Source organism: Thalassospira sp. NFXS8, assembly GCF_040148805.1.
GTDB lineage: Bacteria > Pseudomonadota > Alphaproteobacteria > Rhodospirillales > Thalassospiraceae > Thalassospira.
In genome coordinates this window covers 556409-572373 of sequence record NZ_JAGEMF010000001.1, presented here as the reverse complement: position 1 = coordinate 572373, position 15965 = coordinate 556409, and the positions used below count along the sequence as shown (strand labels likewise).

Genomic DNA, 15965 nt, shown 5'->3' with positions numbered 1-15965 from the left:
CAAGTAATTCAAATTTTAAAACAAATATAGATAAAAGTTATGTAAATAATAAAATTAAACAAATCAGTAAAATAATGTAAAAATTACGTCATTACATAATGTTGCCACAATAATACCTTGATAATAACTTCCTATCAAAAAGCAAAAGAATATAGGGTTCCTGTGTGGCCGTTCATTAGGCAATGCACTGAACCTGAGGGAACGGCCAGCCTCTAGTCACACCGAAACCCATATTGGGACAAGAAGGAGGATATGATGGCAACTCTCGAAGGCGGCGCTTACGACGATACGCTGCTCGGGTCACGTTTTAGCGATGTGATCTTTGGTCGCGGCGGTGACGACACCCTGTTTGGACATGGACAGAACGACGTTCTGTTTGGTGAAGAAGGCGATGACCACCTGTTTGGTGGTTCCGGTGATGATGCCCTGTTGGGTGGCGCCGGTCGTGATCTTCTGTTTGGCGGGTCGGGCGACGACCAGTTGCTTGGAGATTCCGGTAACGACATGCTGTTTGGCGGTCATGGTGATGATCAGCTTTTCGGTGGTGCTGATGATGATCTGCTGACAGGCGGCAAAGGCGATGACCTGCTTGATGGTGGCGATGGCCATGATCTTATGCAGGGCGGTGCTGGCGACGACATTATGTTCGGCGGTGCCGGTGACGACCAGATGCTTGGTGGTCAGGGCGATGACCTGATGCAGGGGGGTGACGGTAACGATGTCATGCTCGGCGGTCAGGGCGATGATGTGATGAATGGCGGTGCGGGTAACGACCTGATGATGGGTGGTGCCGGTGACGACGTTATCAATGGTGGCGCTGGCGACGATATGCTGGTTGGTGGCGCTGGTCATGACAACTTTGTCTTCTCTGGCGGCGGTGGCAACGATGTTGTCCTCGACTTCCAGGTTGGGGAAGACATGCTCTCGATTTCCAAGGGCATTAACGACACCGACATTTCGTCGGCTGACGACGTTGCCGCCCGGGCAACACAGGATGGCGCCAATACTGTTGTCGATCTTGGCAATGGTGATTCCATCACCCTTAACAATGTTGATGCAGACGACGTCCAGGACCACCCGGACCACTTCTTCAACGTACAGTAACGACATAGCAGGATGTTCGCAGCTGCGGCTGCGAACATCCTATTTTATCGTTCCATTTGTAAGGGTACAGGCGCCAAATGCTTGAACTTGCCACGTCTGACGACAGACAATTGTCTGGCGATATGCCGGAAGTTTGCCGGTTGACCCCCGATACACTTATTTTGATCTGGAACTTGCCAACCCGTTTGTGGACAGCCCCCAAACTGGAAGCACGTGACGGGCGCAAGGTGTCACCCCAGGCCACGTTGCGGTTGCCGCTGGGCAGCGGTGGAACGCGTTTGTTGCGCGTTATTCCCCAGCCCAAAGATGCCCCTTTGTCGTTGCTGGCAGAAGCCGGAACCCTGGGCCGACAGGAAGAAATTACCATCGACCCGGAAGGCGACTTTGACCCGGTTGATGCTTATGCGTTGCTTGGCGACGTTACCCCGGCAGGGCGTTTGTCGTTGCTGTCTGCCATGCTGGGCGCATGGGCCAGTATGTTTCGTATGCGGCGCAGTCGCAGTTATACCCAAACCCTGAACCGGCTGGTGGCGCGGATCGTTGAAGATCCGCAGCGGGCCCAGCCGGTTGCGCGGATTTCAGAACATCACATGCTGATGGCCACCACCTTGCCAACGGCCTTTGGCGGAATTGAGGGTACCTATGTGGTGTCGCCAACCGGGTTTTGGCGGTTAACCAATGCCGCCCATGAAGGCCGCGAAACGCCGAACGGGGCCAGGCAGACATTTTTTATTGCAGAACGAAACGGGCTTGAAAACGGCGCCTATCTTGTCATTACCGGCAGCCGGGCTTTGGCCATTCGTCAGCTTGAAGCAAAATCGACATTGCCGTCATTGTCACGCTGGTGGCTGGCGCAGGGGCAGGCGGATGCTGATTTACGTGAATACGCGATTGCCGCGCTGGCACGGGGCGATGCAACATCGCGCAAGGCAGCGCTGGAATTTCAGTTGCGTTGCCCACTGTCGGCGCAGCGTGTAACGGGCGGTGGCGGTTTGCCGTCGGGCGAAGTTGATCTTGCGGTGACCACGGCGCGCGGCACCCTGATTGGTGGCTGGTATCGTGACCCGGTTGAAATGGTGGGCGGGGTTGATCTGCTCGACCACACCGGTACTGAACATAAATTTGAGACTAATTTTCACCGTTATGCAGGTAGCATCGCGCTGGAGGACAAAACGGTTCCGGCAACCGGTTTTATTGGTTTTCATCCGCAGATCAAAAGTCAGGCGCCAATTTTACAACCGCGTAGCGTTTTGCGGCTGACGTCAGGCAGCCGTCATTTAATGGTTCCGACCGCGCAACCTGCTGATCCGGCCGAGGCACGGGCACGAATATTACGCGCAGTTCCGCCGCAGCATTTAACCAATGACATCATGGAAAATTGTCTGGCGCCGGTGATTGGTGACGTGCAGCAAAAACTGCTGGGAAGCATTGGTGAACCAACTGTTCTCGACATTGGCCCGCAACGGAATGATCCGTCGGTATCGATTGTTGTGCCATTATATCGCGTACTGGATTTTCTGCGTGCCCAGGTTGGTGCATTTGCTTGTGATCCCTGGATATCGCAGCATTGCGAGCTGATTTACGTTCTGGATTCACCAGAACAGGCCGAACAAACCGAACATTTACTTCGTGGGTTGTATCAGCTTTATGGTGTGCCCCTTCGTCTGGTGGTGATGGCGCGCAACGGCGGTTATGCCCGTGCCTGTAATAGCGGGGCTGCGGTGGCAAAGGCCGACCTGCTAGCCATGTTGAATTCCGATATTATTCCCCATCAAACTGGCTGGCTCGGCACGATGGCCACCCGTATGGGGGGGGCCGACGATGTTGCCGTTGTTGGCCCGAAATTGCTGTTTGAAGATGGATCGTTGCAACATGCAGGGATGTATTTTGCCCGCAATGAACGCGGCCAGTGGCTGAACCATCATTATTACAAAGGCATGCCGGGCCGTTATCGCGATGCCTGTCTTGAACGGTCGGTTCCCGCTGTTACCGGGGCATGCATGTTGTTGCATCGCGGTGTGTTCGAGGATGTCGATGGTTTTAGCGAGGATTACGTCATTGGCGATTACGAAGACAGTGACCTATGCCTGAAAATTCGCGCCCAGGGTTTCGACATTCGCTATGTGCCCGACGCCGAACTTTATCATTTTGAACGGAAATCGATCTCGACCCATTCCGATTATATGCGTGGTGTCGCAACGCAATATAACGCCTGGCTGCATGCGCAACGCTGGGACGATCAGATGACTGAATTTTCCATGCAAGGTGTGCCGCAACCGGCCGCCGAAGCTGTGACGGGCAGAGGCACATTATGAACAAGATTTTGGCAATTCCCGGTCATCGCCCCGATGTCGATGGGGCCGTGGACCAGGCCGACCGCAAAGTATCGGAATATCCGACCGTGCGTATTACACGGTCACAGGCGCCGGTAAATAAAGCGGATTTGGCACAGGCAAAAGCCCAGACAGCGAAAAAAACGGAAGATGCAAGAAAAGCGGGTTCCGCGCCACTTGATCGCGCGGCCGCGGCGGCGGCGCAAATGTCCGATGTTGCCCCTATCGGTCCGCCCGCCGCCAGGGACGGTGCGACATTACCCGATGCCGATGGCGGTTTGTTTATTCCAGATACTTCCCTGGGCGAGGGTGTTGACGCCGACGACGAAGACGAAAGTGGAAAAACGGCGGCCACGGGAAAAGGCGGACGTAAAACATCGTCATTTGGTGATTTGACGCCGCGACAGGAAGTTTACCTTGGTGCCATTTGCCGCCAGATCGCCCATAACCGCTTTTTGCCAACGCCAACCAAAGACGAAGTCTTTGTGGGTGACGGCGATTATTTGGCAATCGGTGCCGAATTTTTGGGCCATTTTGTGCGCCTGGGCGGGTTAAAACCCACCGAGAGTGTGCTTGATATTGGCAGTGGCATTGGCCGCATGGCGGTGCCGTTAACCCAGTATCTGGTGCCGGGCAAAACCCGGTATCTGGGAATTGACCCGGTGGCAGACGGAATTAAGTGGTGCCAAAAAGCCATTACCCCGGTTTACAAGGATTTCCGGTTTCAAACGGTGGATCTGGCCAACGAACTTTATAATCCCAAAGGCAAAGTAGCCGGTGATAACTGGAAGCTGCCAGCGCAGGATGCCGAATTTGATTTTGCCACCATGGTTTCTGTGGCAACGCATTTGCCGCCCGCCGAGGTTGAACGTTATTGCAACGAGATTTTCCGCATTCTGCGGCCCGGCGGCCGGTTGTTTATGACGGCGTTTACCGTGCGTAGTGCCGAAGAACTGGCTGCCCCCAAATGTGACCCGCGCCTAAGTGGCCTTGTCCGTGAAAAAGACCAGCCGTGCTGGCATTTGCGTGGTGAAAACCCGATGGCAGCGGTGGGCTTTGACAATGGTTATCTGGAATCGGTGCTGGCAAAGGCAGGGTTTGCCTTGCTGCGCAAAGGTTTCGGGGCCTGGCATGGTGATAAGTCCCCACATTACCAGGATATTCTGGTGGCCCAGAAACCCCGCAGGAGCAGCAAATGAACCCGCGTATTCTGGTATTGGCCCATAACCACCCCGACCTTCATCCTGGCGGCACCGAAATATTCGCCCATGATTTGTTTGGGGCCTATAAACGGGCAGGGTGCGACGCGTTGTTTGTGGGGGCCACCAATGACGTGCACCGCACACGTCGCCCGGGAACCAGTTTTCAGGCAGTCAATGACAGCGATGATGAATTGCTGTTCTGGGCCGGGCATTTTGACCGTTTCAATATGTCGCAGACCGACCTTTATGCCGTTGTACCGGCGATGACGGAATTACTGGAAAATTTCCGGCCCGATATTGTTCACATCCATCATTTGGTTTTGTTTGGTATTGAATTGCCGATGTTGATCCGGCGGGTGCTGCCTGATTGTAAAATCGTGATGACATTGCACGATTATTATCAGATTTGCCCGCATGACGGATTGATGATCCACCGGGAAACGCGGCAGCGTTATTTATCGGCTGATGTGTCGGGCGATAATTGCGGCCTTGACGGCATTTCGGCAGACCGGTTTGCCATGCGCGCGGTCAATATACGCAATCATTTGCGTGCGGTGGATTTGTTCCTGTCGCCCAGCCGTTTTTTGCGTGAACGCTATATCGAATGGGGTTTAGACCCGCACAAGATCGAGGTCATTCACAATGGTCGCCCTGCTGTTCGGGCGGTGCGGCGGCGCGAACATGGCACAGGCGGTATGCCCAATGTATTTGGGTATTTTGGCAACCTTAACCCCTGGAAAGGGGCGGATGTGTTGTTAAATGCATGCCGTAAGCTGATGGATGACGGTGTTGATTTTGAACTGCGCATTCATGGCGGGGCGCCGTTTCAAACCGCGGCCTTTAATGAAAAAATCGACAAACTGTTTGAACAAACCAGCAGCCATGTCGTGCGCCTTGGTGCCTATGACCGCGATGATATTCCCGAATTGATGGCGGCAGTTGACTGGGTTGTGGCGCCGTCGATCTGGTGGGAAAACGCGCCGCTGGTTATTCAGGAAGCGTTTCAGCATGACCGCCCTGTTATCACCAGCAATATTGGCGGCATGGCCGAAATGGTACGCGATGGCATGGATGGTGTTCATGTTCGCCCCGATGATCCCGGTGCGCTTGCGCGTACGATGGCGGATTGTGCCATGAACCCGAAATTGTGGAAAAAACTTTCGGGCAATGTTCGCGCACCCGCCAATATCGACGATGTTGCACAAACCCATCTTTCACGTTTTCGTAACCTGATCCGGCCCGACTTCGTCGCGGCCTGACAAAGGAGATTTCCATGGCAGTTGCACAGGAAAAGACCAAGGATACGACACCCCCCGTAAATGCACAGCAGGAGCAGGCAAAACCTGCGCAACCAGCACAGCCCAGGCCCGCGGTAGAGGCGACAAACGCGCAGGCCGGACAAGCCGCCGCACAGCGTGGGTCGCAAGCGGGAAAAACTGTTCAGAAGGCAGATGGCCCACCCGTACTTGAAGGCAATGTTGATGCCATTGACCGCGACCGTTTGTTCGGCTGGGTCTGGTGTCCGCAACATCCTGATGCGCAGATAGACCTGATTGTACGCATGAACGGCCACACCCTGATTAAGGTCAAGGCGGACCGCGAACGGATAGATTTGCGTCGTAATGGTATTGGCAATGGCAAACATGCCTTTGAAATTGAGCTGCCCGAGGCCGCCCTGGCCGCAGTTGACAGTTTAAGTGTGGTTGCAATTACGCCTGAAACCGGTGCTGAAAACCCCCTGCGTATACCATCGCAAACCGAACAGGCGGCCCATTCTGCCATGAATGCCCCGCTTGGCAAAATTCTGGACCGGCTCGATCGGTTACTGGCTGCGCAGCATATTTTGCAAAATGGCCAGCGTGAAGCCGCGAAGCGATTGATTGAATCGTCCAAACGCATGGACGAGCTGGCATCGGCCGACGATGGCATCGAAGCCGGCGTTAAACTGGTGCGTAATGGCCAGGAAGAACTGGCCAGCCGGGTGGAGCAACTTGAAGTTTTTCTGGTGCGTTTTGACAAGTCGCTGGGCGGGTTTGACGAGCGATTGGCAGTTTTAAGTGACCGTCATCGCAATGATCTTAAAACACCACTTTTGTTGCTCGCCGTGCTGGTGGGGCTTGTCGGTGGTTTGTCACTTGGCGCGATTGTTTGGTGAGGCTGGCATTATGACTACAGACCCGTTTATGCCGCTATACGAGCTTCCCGAACGCAAATATGTGCTGTTATTGGGCGCTGGTGGTCAATTGGGGCAGGAATGCGCCGCGCAATTGGCAAAGCAGGGCATTTCGCTGTTCGCGCCGCCCCGTCATGATCTTGATCTGGTCGATCTGTCGCCACTATTGCAGGCGATTAAGGTACATCCCCCGGCGGTACTGATAAATGCAGCTGCATTTACCGATGTTGACGGTGCGGAAACCCTTCGGACAGAGGCACGCCGGATCAATGCGGATGTGCCGGGCCTTTTGGCCGAAGTCGCGGCTGACATGGGTGTGCGTCTTATCCATGTATCAACCGATTTTGTTTTTTCGGGCGAGGGAACAACCCCCTATTTCGAAAGCGACAAAACCGGCCCGGTCAATTGGTACGGCGCAACAAAACGGGCAGGGGAACGTGCAGTGCGAATGTCGGCCCCTGAAACAGTGATATTGCGAACAGCCTGGCTACATGGTCGTCATCGTCGATGTTTTGTGCATGCCATGGCCGACAAGCTGGCGCGTGGTGAACAAATTACGGCGGTCAATGACCGGTTCGGTTCGCCAACATCGGCCATCATGCTGGCGGCGCATATTGCGCGGATTTGTTCGCGAATTGTGCAGGGCGACGTGGTGGAAGCCGGGATTTTCCATTGTGCAGGTATTGGTGCCGCCAGCCCGTTTGATATGGCAACCGAAATCGCGGGTTATTTGGGCGCGGACGAAAAACTGATTACGCCGGTTTCAGCTGCAAACCGCAACGAAATTGCCGTGCGGCCCCATTTTGCGGTGCTTGATTGCAGCAAAATTGCCCGTCATCTGCAACTGCCTTGCCAGCCCTGGCAAGACGGCATTCGTCAGACATTGGCACATTCCGGCATTCCAGAAGGGAAAATCGCATGAAAGGCATTATTTTGGCCGGTGGTACCGGCAGTCGGCTTTGGCCGATTACCCATGCGACCAGCAAACAGTTGCTGCCCGTGTGGGACAAGCCGATGATTTTTTATCCGTTAAGCACGCTTATGCTGGCGGGAATTCGCGACATTCTGATTGTGACAGCAAAAGGCCAGACCGAAGCGTTCATGTCGCTTTTGGGTGATGGCAGCCAGTTTGGAATTGAAATTTCCTATGCCGAACAACAAAAACCCAATGGCATTGCCGAAGCCTTGCTGATTGGCCGTGAATTTTTGGCGGGCGATTCCTGTGCGCTGATCCTGGGTGATAATCTGTTTCACGGGGATAACCTTGGTGCGCGATTGCAAGCCGCAGCCAACCGTCACGATGGGGCAACGGTATTCGTTCATGCCGTGCGAGACCCGGAACGGTATGGCGTTATGGCTTTTGATGCTGAAGGGAACCCCCTTGATATCATCGAAAAACCAACGCATCCGCCGTCAAATCTGGCAGTCACCGGGCTTTATTTTTTTGATGCAACGGCACCCGACCGTGCAAAGGCCTTGCACCCGTCGCATCGGGGCGAGCTGGAAATTACCGACCTTAACCGCGCCTATCTGGAAGACGGCAAACTGAATGTCGAAATGCTGGGGCGCGGCTGTGCCTGGCTTGACACCGGAACCCCTGCCAGCCTGCTTCAGGCCGCGCAGTTTGTATGTTCGGTGGAAGAACGCCAGGGCCTTAAAATTGGCAGCCCTGAAGAAACGGCATGGCGTCTTGGCTGGATCAATCGCGGCGATATGACGCGCAGTGCCGGGTTTTCGGCCAACAGCGAATATGGCCGTTACCTTGATGACATGGCTCACACCGACGACCGCAATGTCGTGGGTGTTGATGTGGACGGGCTAGGGGCGTTCGGTTTTGTTACCGCACGCGAAAAACAAGCATTTTACAGTTCATCAAACAACAGGAGAGCAGGGCATGAGTGAGCCTTCAGGCCTGCCATTGGACGGTGCAACCGTAATGGCCACGCTGGTAGACGAAGGACTGGCCCTGATGGCCGGGGTGGGCAGTGCCATGCCTGCCACGATTGATGTGTATTTAAACGGGTCGCCTGAGGCAAAGGTTCAGGCATCCATGATCAGCTGGCGTCGTAACGATAGTTCGGCTGACTCAGCGTTTGGTTTTATTGCCCTGTTACCCCTTAAAAATGTTAGTGGCGGCCGATTGAAAAAGGTGGTGTTTCGCCGCCCCGGTCACCCGGCCGAGTATGCCATTGAAAGCCGCGGGCAGGGGCTGGAAGCCATTTTATCGGCTGTTGCCGACCAGTCGGGATCCAGTTTTGCCGGTGTGATGGATGGCGTAATCGAGGCCTTGCTGGCAGGTAAAACCAACAGGAAACGGTTGCGCACAGTTGCAGCACTGGTGCGTATTGCGGCAAAAAGTAACGGTTTTGTCGAAGTTCTGGGCGGCCTTGAAGAAAACGAACTTTATATTCAGGGGTGGTCCAGCAATTTCCCCCATGGTCGTACTCGCGTTATTGCCATTGAAGACGGGCCGGTCCTTGCCGAATTGACCAGTGCCGAATTTCAACGGGATGACCTGGGTGAAGATGCCACCGGCGTTGTCGGGTTGCTTGCAACCGAACGGGTTGTGAAGCCTGAAAAACTGCAACGGGTCTATTTTCGCGGCCGCGATGGCTGGTTTGGTATCGAAGTTTACCAGCAACGTGTTCTGGTGGCCCCGCGTGATGTGCCGGCCCATATCCGGTCGGTTCTGGGGCGGGTTAAAGCACCCGATAATATTCGTGAACAGATGCAACTGGCCGCCCACCGGTTTGATGGCCGTGATACGGTTTCCGATCTGGAACGCCCGATACGGGTTGGCATTGATTTTGCCCTTGTGATTGAAGGCAGTGGGGTTCTGGTTTCGGGCTGGATGCTGGACCCGGATCGCGGGGTGAACGAAATTAGCTTGCGGGTCGGTCAGGATAGCATTCGTATCGATGATGCCTGGACACGGCAAACGCGCCCGGATGTTACTGAAGCCTTTTTAAATGATCCGATGTTTGCGGGTATGAATTCGGCCCGCAACAGCCACGGTTTTCTGGTGTTTTGCCCGCTTTCGGAAACACCGGCATCTGATCAGCCGATATATCTGGAATTTGATATTAGCGACAGTTTCCCGGCTTACTGCCCGCTTAATCCAACACGCGCATCGGCACGACAGGCCCTGTCACGGGTGTTACCGTCGCTTGACCCGCGTTCCGTTACGGCATCTAGCAGCATTGAACGCCAGTTTGGCCCGATGTTGCAAAATATGACGGCACAAAGCCCCTTTGCGATTGATGTACATGATATTGGCAAGTTTGATGAAAACGCGCCGGTTACCCTGATCGTTGGTGCGGATGACACAATTGGCGACATGGGTGTAACCATTGCCCTGTTGGGGCTGGACCCTGAAACCCGGAAATTACCCATCGTTATTGCCGGTCCTGCCGAAAGTTTTGATCAGGTTGGTAGCGATATGCTGCGCCTGGCAGCTTTTTACAAACTGAATGTACGATTTGTTTTTGCCGAAGGCGTCGAGGATTTTTGCGATGCGCTGGAAGTTGGCGTGAAAGCAACAAAATCCGACGCGGTCTGTCTGATGTCGGTCCATATTTTACCGCGTGAGAAAGGCTGGTTTGGTCCGCTTTTAAATGCGTATCGCAAGCGTGGCAGCAAGGGGGCCGTGTGCCCGACCATCCTGTTTGAAGATGATTCCGTGCGCTGGGCCGGCACCTGGATCGAAGAAGGGCCGGAAGGAAAATATCTGGCGGATCGTTTTGTTGGCTATCCCCGTGCTGTTCTGACCGATGCCGAGCCCTGCGAAGTCAGTGCCGGGACGGTTGAATGCTGCATTCTGCCGCGATCAGCATTTCTGGATGTTAAAGGTTTTACCCGCGGTTATATCGGCCCGTCCGAAAAGGGGCTGGATATTGCGCTTAAATTGCGCATGGCCGGGACGCCATCCTACTGGCTACCGGAAATTGAAGTATTGGGCAGTGAACAATCCATAACGTCCACGCCCGCCTGGGAGGAACTCTCGCATCGTTTGGACCGCTGGGCGTTTGATCGCCGCTGGTCTTTGGTCGTTTCAAATTTGCGGAGCCACAATCATGCCGTCGACTGATTTGCGTGTGCTGGTCATCTCCCATGGCCATCCCGCCCTGTCGCTGGGTGGGGCCGAAGTCGGGTCTTATAACCTGCACAAGGGATTGAATGAACTCGACGGTGTCGAGAGCTTTTATCTGGCCCGTGTTGGCCACCCGGTACCACGTCATGGTGCATCGGCTTTGATGAGCCTGCGCCAGAAAGACAATGAAATTCTGTATCATGCAGAAAATTACGATCATTTTCTGTTATCGAACCGCAGCACCGATGAAATTGATCGCGATTTGTTGCGTTTCGTGAAGGATTACAACCCCGATGTGGTGCATTTCCACCATGTGCTGGGATTGGGGATGGAAACCATCTATGCGGTGCGCGAAGCTCTGCCGGATGCCGCTATATTCTTTACATTCCACGAATTTTTAACCATGTGCCACAATCACGGGCAAATGGTTAAAAGTGGCGGGCAAAAGCTGTGTAACCGGGCCAGCCCGATTGAATGTAACGGCTGTTTCCCCGGGGTGTCGCCCGCATCATTCCTGCGCCGCGAACGGTTTATCAAATCCATGCTGGATCTGGCAGATCATTACGTATCGCCCAGCCAGTTTCTGGCCGACCGGTTTATCGACTGGGGGCTGGAAGCCGACAAAATGTCGGTGATTGAAAACGGCCTGGATATCGAAAAACGCGCTGCCATTCGGCCCCTGACCAAGGCGCAACCACGTCGGGCACGTTTTGCCTTTTTTGGGCAGCTTACGATGTTCAAGGGCGCGGATGTGCTGCTTGATGCCGTGGGCCGTGTGCCGGAATCCATCTGGGGTGATGATGCCCGTTTGATGATCTTTGGGGGTAACCTTGACCGGCAACCCCTTGAATATCAGGAAAAAGTCAAAGACCTGATCGAAAAGGCCGGCGAACGCGTTCGTTTTTATGGCGCTTATCAAAACACCGAAATGCCGCGTCTGATGGAAATGGCCGACTGGACCATCATTCCATCCACCTGGTGGGAAAACTCACCGATTGTCATTCAGGAAGCCTTCTTTCATGGCCGCCCCATGATCGCCAGCAACATTGGCGGGATGGCCGAGAAAATTGAAGACGGGGTGAATGGCCTGCATTTCCGTGTTGGCAGTGCTGAAGATCTGGCAGACCGCCTGATCGAATGTTTGACCGACAAAACATTGTGGGACCGGATGCATGACGGAATCCGTCGCGCGCCCACCTACATCGACTGCGCAAAACAGCATCTTGCGCAGTATCGGGGGGTTCTTGAAAACCGCCCATCCGTTGCTGCAACCAATGCGGCTCCGCAACAATCCGTGGTCGGGGCGTGATGGCGTTTGTCACACCTTGAAGCGGCCGGAACGTTAACCACGCCATAGCGCGAAAGGGATACAGGCACGGATAAAACCGTGACCGATCCATCAACTGCAAGGAGAAATACCATGGCGCGCGTCCTCGTAATGATTCCCTCGGGCGAAGTCTACGACCATGATTGTGTCCGCTGGTACAATTACCGTGATGTTCAAAAAAGCATTAACCACTATCACAATATTGGTGATGCCTTTGTGTTCGATTCATCGCTGAAACTGATGAATTTTGACAAGCTGGGTGTTCTGCCCATTGCCGACCCGAAAATGGAAGACATCGACCGCCTGCGCGAAGAATATGATTACGTTTTTCTGCGCGGATCGAACTATATCCATTCACACATGGATTGGCGCAATACCATTGCCGTGCTTAAACGCCTGAAATTGCCGGTACTTGGTTTTGGTATTGGGGCGCAGGCGCCGGTAAAGGGTAAACTGGAGCTTTCCGAGCAGACCAAAACCGTTTTGCGCATGATGGCGGATTCAACCACATCCATCGGTGTGCGCGGTGCCTATACCGCCCAGGTGTTGTGGGATCTAGGCATTACCAATGTGCGCATTGTTGGTTGCCCAACCGCGTTTCGCGCCAACAACCCGAATATGCGGATCAAACTGCCGTCACTTGAAAGCGTGCAAAATGTCGGTGTAACCCTGCGCCGCGAAGTTTCCCCGGCTTACGCCCAGGATATCAAACGTTACCTGACCTTCCATCGTGATCTGGTCAAGGAACTTGCAAACCGGTTTGACGTAACCCTGATGGCCCAGGGGGAACCGGAAGAAAAGAAACTGGTCTTTGGGACGGATGTCCAGAAACAGGAAGCCATGCAGGCCCTTAAGGACAATGACTGGGTTAAGAACTGGTATCTCGATGACACGATGGAAAAGCTTTATCGCGAAAAGCTGTTCTATTCTGATGTGGTGTCGGATTACGAAGACCTGGTTCGTACCAAGGATTGCGTGCTGGGTTACCGCCTGCACGGCAATTTGATGGCTTTGTCCAACGGTGTTCCATCCGTTTACTTCACCTATGACAGCCGCACTGTCGAATTTGCCGAAACCTACCAGATCCCGAGCTACGATGTCTTCTCGCAGAAGGATTTCGTTCTGGAAGATTACTGGGATCAGTCCCTGTTCGACAAATTCAACCGCGCCTGGTTCCAGACCTATCGCGAAATGCAGATGTTCCTGAGTGAAAATAACATCGATCACAAGATGACCGATGTGATGGCACCGCAAAATCAGCCGCAGCGCAAAGTGGCCTGATCTTTAAAACCTTCTGCATTGCCGCCGGCATTTCGGCTGGCGGTAGTGCCCTTTATTTGCGGTTCACATTCTAAAAATCTCCCCCCGATCCCGATGTGAACCGCCTTTGCAAGGAGGCATGAAACATGACAGTACTTGTTACCGGTGGCGCAGGATATATTGGCAGTCACGCAGCACTGGCCCTTCTCGATGCGGGGCGCAAGGTTGTTATCCTTGATAATCTAAGCCAGGGGTATCGCTGGGCCGTTCCGGCAGGCGCTGCCTTTGTCGAAGGTGACTGCGGCGATATCGAACTGGTATCGCGCGTTATTCGTGAACATGACGTAACCGCGATCATGCATTTTGCCGGTTCGATCATTGTGCCGGAATCTGTCGTTTATCCGCTGGACTATTATTACAACAACACGGTTAATTCACGCGCTTTGGCGCAGGCGGCTGTCGATAATAAGGTAAAGCACTTCATTTTTTCATCGACTGCGGGTGTGTATGGCGAGCCTGAAAAAACGCCTATTCTGGAAGATTTTCCGTCAAAGCCGATTTCACCGTATGGCACATCAAAAATGATGACGGAAAAAATGCTTCAGGATGCATCCGTTGCACATGACATGAACTTTGTTGCCTTGCGCTATTTTAATGTCGCCGGTGCCGACCCCAAAGGGCGGGCAGGGCAAACGTCACGCAAGGCCACCCATCTGATCAAAATTGCCAGCCAGGCCGCCAGCGGTGTGCGCAGCCATCTTGATGTATATGGCGATGATTATCCGACACAGGATGGTACCTGCATACGTGATTACATCCATGTCAGTGACCTTGCCAATGCCCATGTTCTGGCCCTTGAATACCTGGAAAATGGCGGCGAAAGCGACGTGATGAATTGTGGTTATGGGCGTGGTTTTTCGGTGTACGAGGTTATTGACGCCGTCAAACGTGTTTCAGGCAATGACTTTACCGTTAATCTTGCCGAACGCCGCGCTGGCGACCCGGCAGCCCTGATTGCAGGGGCCGATCGCATTTCGCAAAAACTTCAATGGACGCCGGAATATAACGATCTCGATACCATCGTTTCTCATGCTCTTGCCTGGGAAGAAAGCCTGAAACAGCGTCAAGCCGACGCCGCCTGATTATAAAAACAGGGGCGAAAAATTACCCCGCATACACGAGCAAATACCGAAAAATGCCCAGGCCTGGCGCATTTTTCGGCACCATGCAGGAGTTTCATGATGGTTGATTCTGTTTCCCCCATTGGGCGTAAACCGCGCATTGGCGTTTTGATGCCCGCCGGCAAGGTTGTTGAAGGCAAGGGTGTTGTCACCCATACCTTTGGCGCACCACAGCGGGCAACCGAACTGTTCACAAATATCGGCGACTGTTTCGTCTATGACAGTTCGCTTCGTATTCTTGATTATGCCGAACTGTACCCGATTTACGGGCAATCCAGCGGCGGACTAAGTGAAGAGCAGATCGAGAAAATCAACACCCTTGACTACATCTTTTTGCGCGGATCGAACTATATCAATACCAATGGCCAGTGGGATGAAATTACCAATGTGCTGGAAAAAACCAAAGTGCCGGTCATGGCATTTGGTATTGGTGTGCAGGTGCCTGACAATTCCGATGAATATGTCAATGAATCCACCAAACGGTTTTTGCAACTGGTGGCTGACAGGTCCAAAACTGTTGGGGTGCGCGGCGCACTTTCACGCAAGGCACTTAATTCGATTGGTATTAAAAATGTCCGGATTTTCGGGTGCCCTACGGCCTTTCGTCATTGTAAGCCGGAACTGAATTTACCACGGCTGAAGGCCAACGAGATTAAAAATCTTGGCTTTACCCTGCGCCGGAAAACCCATGGCTTTGCCATGTTGCAACGTTACATGTTGCGGACTTTGGCCGAAAATTACCGTACCGAAATTTTGTGTGCGGGCGAGCTTGAAGAAAAGGCCATTTTCTATGCCCGCAGCAATCTGGTGCCAAACCCGAAACAGGTTATGGAAAAAGCAGTTAACAGCCTGATAAAGGAAAAATGGCTGTATGGCGCAAACGACCCGTTGCTGGATCTTTACCGGTCGTCCCTAAGTGTTTTTGAAACCGTAAGCGATTTTGAAGATGCCGAATGCCGCCAGGATGCCGTAACCGGTTTTCGTTTGCATGGTAATTTGCTGGCTTTGGCAAACGAAGTTCCCGCTCTTTATATCACCTATGACACACGAACCCGCGAGTTTGTCAAAACGCTGGGGATTCCTCATGTCGACGGGCGATATATTGACCGCTTTTCTTTCGAGGAAGCCTGGGATAATGCCGATTTTGGCATGTTTGAAAAGACTTACGCCGAACGGTTCAAGGATTTGCAAAAATTCCTTGATGAGAACGGCATGGCGCACCGTCTGGGTAAAAACCCGACCCCAAACCTGAGCAAGGCGGCGTGACCATGACGACGGGATGTGCAGGGACCCCT

The 15965-nt window shown here is 53.5% G+C and carries 12 protein-coding genes; all 12 read left to right on the top strand.

Features of this window, described 5'->3' with window-relative positions:
* The first annotated feature begins 252 nt into the window (after positions 1-252).
* The 12 genes from J4E05_RS02590 to J4E05_RS02535 all read left to right on the top strand — a co-directional run bounded on the left by J4E05_RS02590 (position 253) and on the right by J4E05_RS02535 (position 15936).
* Positions 253-1104 (top strand): calcium-binding protein, encoded by an 852-nt coding sequence (locus tag J4E05_RS02590; protein ID WP_246832955.1) that lies wholly within the window; start codon positions 253-255, stop codon positions 1102-1104.
* Positions 1105-1181: 77 nt separating this feature from the next.
* Positions 1182-3419, top strand: coding sequence for a glycosyltransferase family 2 protein (locus J4E05_RS02585; RefSeq protein WP_349592175.1), 2238 nt, complete (start codon positions 1182-1184; stop codon positions 3417-3419).
* A complete protein-coding gene (locus tag J4E05_RS02580; RefSeq protein ID WP_349592173.1) occupies positions 3416-4636 on the top strand; it encodes a class I SAM-dependent methyltransferase in 1221 nt (406 codons plus the stop codon). Before J4E05_RS02585 ends, J4E05_RS02580 begins: the two co-directional genes overlap by 4 nt.
* Complete coding sequence (locus J4E05_RS02575) at positions 4633-5898, top strand: glycosyltransferase family 4 protein (protein ID WP_349592171.1); 1266 nt, start codon at positions 4633-4635, stop codon at positions 5896-5898. The genes J4E05_RS02580 and J4E05_RS02575 overlap by 4 nt, the downstream gene beginning before the upstream one ends.
* Before the next feature lie 14 nt (positions 5899-5912).
* Positions 5913-6794 (top strand): hypothetical protein, encoded by an 882-nt coding sequence (locus tag J4E05_RS02570; RefSeq protein WP_349592169.1) that lies wholly within the window; start codon positions 5913-5915, stop codon positions 6792-6794.
* Positions 6795-6804: 10 nt separating this feature from the next.
* Entirely contained in the window at positions 6805-7734 is a 930-nt protein-coding gene (rfbD, locus tag J4E05_RS02565; RefSeq protein WP_349592167.1) for a dTDP-4-dehydrorhamnose reductase, read from the top strand.
* The gene (rfbA, locus tag J4E05_RS02560; RefSeq protein ID WP_349592165.1) at positions 7731-8714 is read left to right on the top strand and encodes a glucose-1-phosphate thymidylyltransferase RfbA; all 984 of its coding nucleotides are present in this window, start codon (positions 7731-7733) and stop codon (positions 8712-8714) included. The genes rfbD and rfbA overlap by 4 nt, the downstream gene beginning before the upstream one ends.
* Positions 8707-10899: a hypothetical protein gene (locus J4E05_RS02555; protein ID WP_349592163.1), complete on the top strand. Its 2193-nt coding sequence runs from the start codon at positions 8707-8709 to the stop codon at positions 10897-10899. The genes rfbA and J4E05_RS02555 overlap by 8 nt, the downstream gene beginning before the upstream one ends.
* A complete protein-coding gene (locus tag J4E05_RS02550) occupies positions 10886-12211 on the top strand; it encodes a glycosyltransferase family 4 protein (protein WP_349592161.1) in 1326 nt (441 codons plus the stop codon). Before J4E05_RS02555 ends, J4E05_RS02550 begins: the two co-directional genes overlap by 14 nt.
* A gap of 111 nt (positions 12212-12322) precedes the next feature.
* Complete coding sequence (locus J4E05_RS02545; protein WP_085591472.1) at positions 12323-13510, top strand: polysaccharide pyruvyl transferase family protein; 1188 nt, start codon at positions 12323-12325, stop codon at positions 13508-13510.
* Positions 13511-13635: 125 nt separating this feature from the next.
* Positions 13636-14631 carry a UDP-glucose 4-epimerase GalE gene (gene galE / locus J4E05_RS02540; protein ID WP_349592159.1) on the top strand — a complete coding sequence of 332 codons (996 nt, stop codon included), beginning with the start codon at positions 13636-13638 and terminating at the stop codon, positions 14629-14631.
* A gap of 96 nt (positions 14632-14727) precedes the next feature.
* Positions 14728-15936, top strand: coding sequence for a polysaccharide pyruvyl transferase family protein (locus J4E05_RS02535; RefSeq protein ID WP_246832953.1), 1209 nt, complete (start codon positions 14728-14730; stop codon positions 15934-15936).
* Positions 15937-15965: the final 29 nt, after the last annotated feature.

Bases quoted from the DNA above. Each gene is read 5' to 3' on its own strand.
- J4E05_RS02550 (WP_349592161.1), top strand. From the start codon at position 10,886: ATGCCGTCGACTGATTTGCGTGTGCTGGTCATCTCCCATGGCCATCCC.
- galE (WP_349592159.1), top strand. From the start codon at position 13,636: ATGACAGTACTTGTTACCGGTGGCGCAGGATATATTGGCAGTCACGCA.
- J4E05_RS02590 (WP_246832955.1), top strand. From the start codon at position 253: ATGATGGCAACTCTCGAAGGCGGCGCTTACGACGATACGCTGCTCGGG.
- rfbD (WP_349592167.1), top strand. From the start codon at position 6,805: ATGACTACAGACCCGTTTATGCCGCTATACGAGCTTCCCGAACGCAAA.
- J4E05_RS02555 (WP_349592163.1), top strand. From the start codon at position 8,707: ATGAGTGAGCCTTCAGGCCTGCCATTGGACGGTGCAACCGTAATGGCC.
- J4E05_RS02585 (WP_349592175.1), top strand. From the start codon at position 1,182: ATGCTTGAACTTGCCACGTCTGACGACAGACAATTGTCTGGCGATATG.
- rfbA (WP_349592165.1), top strand. From the start codon at position 7,731: ATGAAAGGCATTATTTTGGCCGGTGGTACCGGCAGTCGGCTTTGGCCG.
- J4E05_RS02570 (WP_349592169.1), top strand. From the start codon at position 5,913: ATGGCAGTTGCACAGGAAAAGACCAAGGATACGACACCCCCCGTAAAT.
- J4E05_RS02575 (WP_349592171.1), top strand. From the start codon at position 4,633: ATGAACCCGCGTATTCTGGTATTGGCCCATAACCACCCCGACCTTCAT.
- J4E05_RS02545 (WP_085591472.1), top strand. From the start codon at position 12,323: ATGGCGCGCGTCCTCGTAATGATTCCCTCGGGCGAAGTCTACGACCAT.
- J4E05_RS02535 (WP_246832953.1), top strand. From the start codon at position 14,728: ATGATGGTTGATTCTGTTTCCCCCATTGGGCGTAAACCGCGCATTGGC.
- J4E05_RS02580 (WP_349592173.1), top strand. From the start codon at position 3,416: ATGAACAAGATTTTGGCAATTCCCGGTCATCGCCCCGATGTCGATGGG.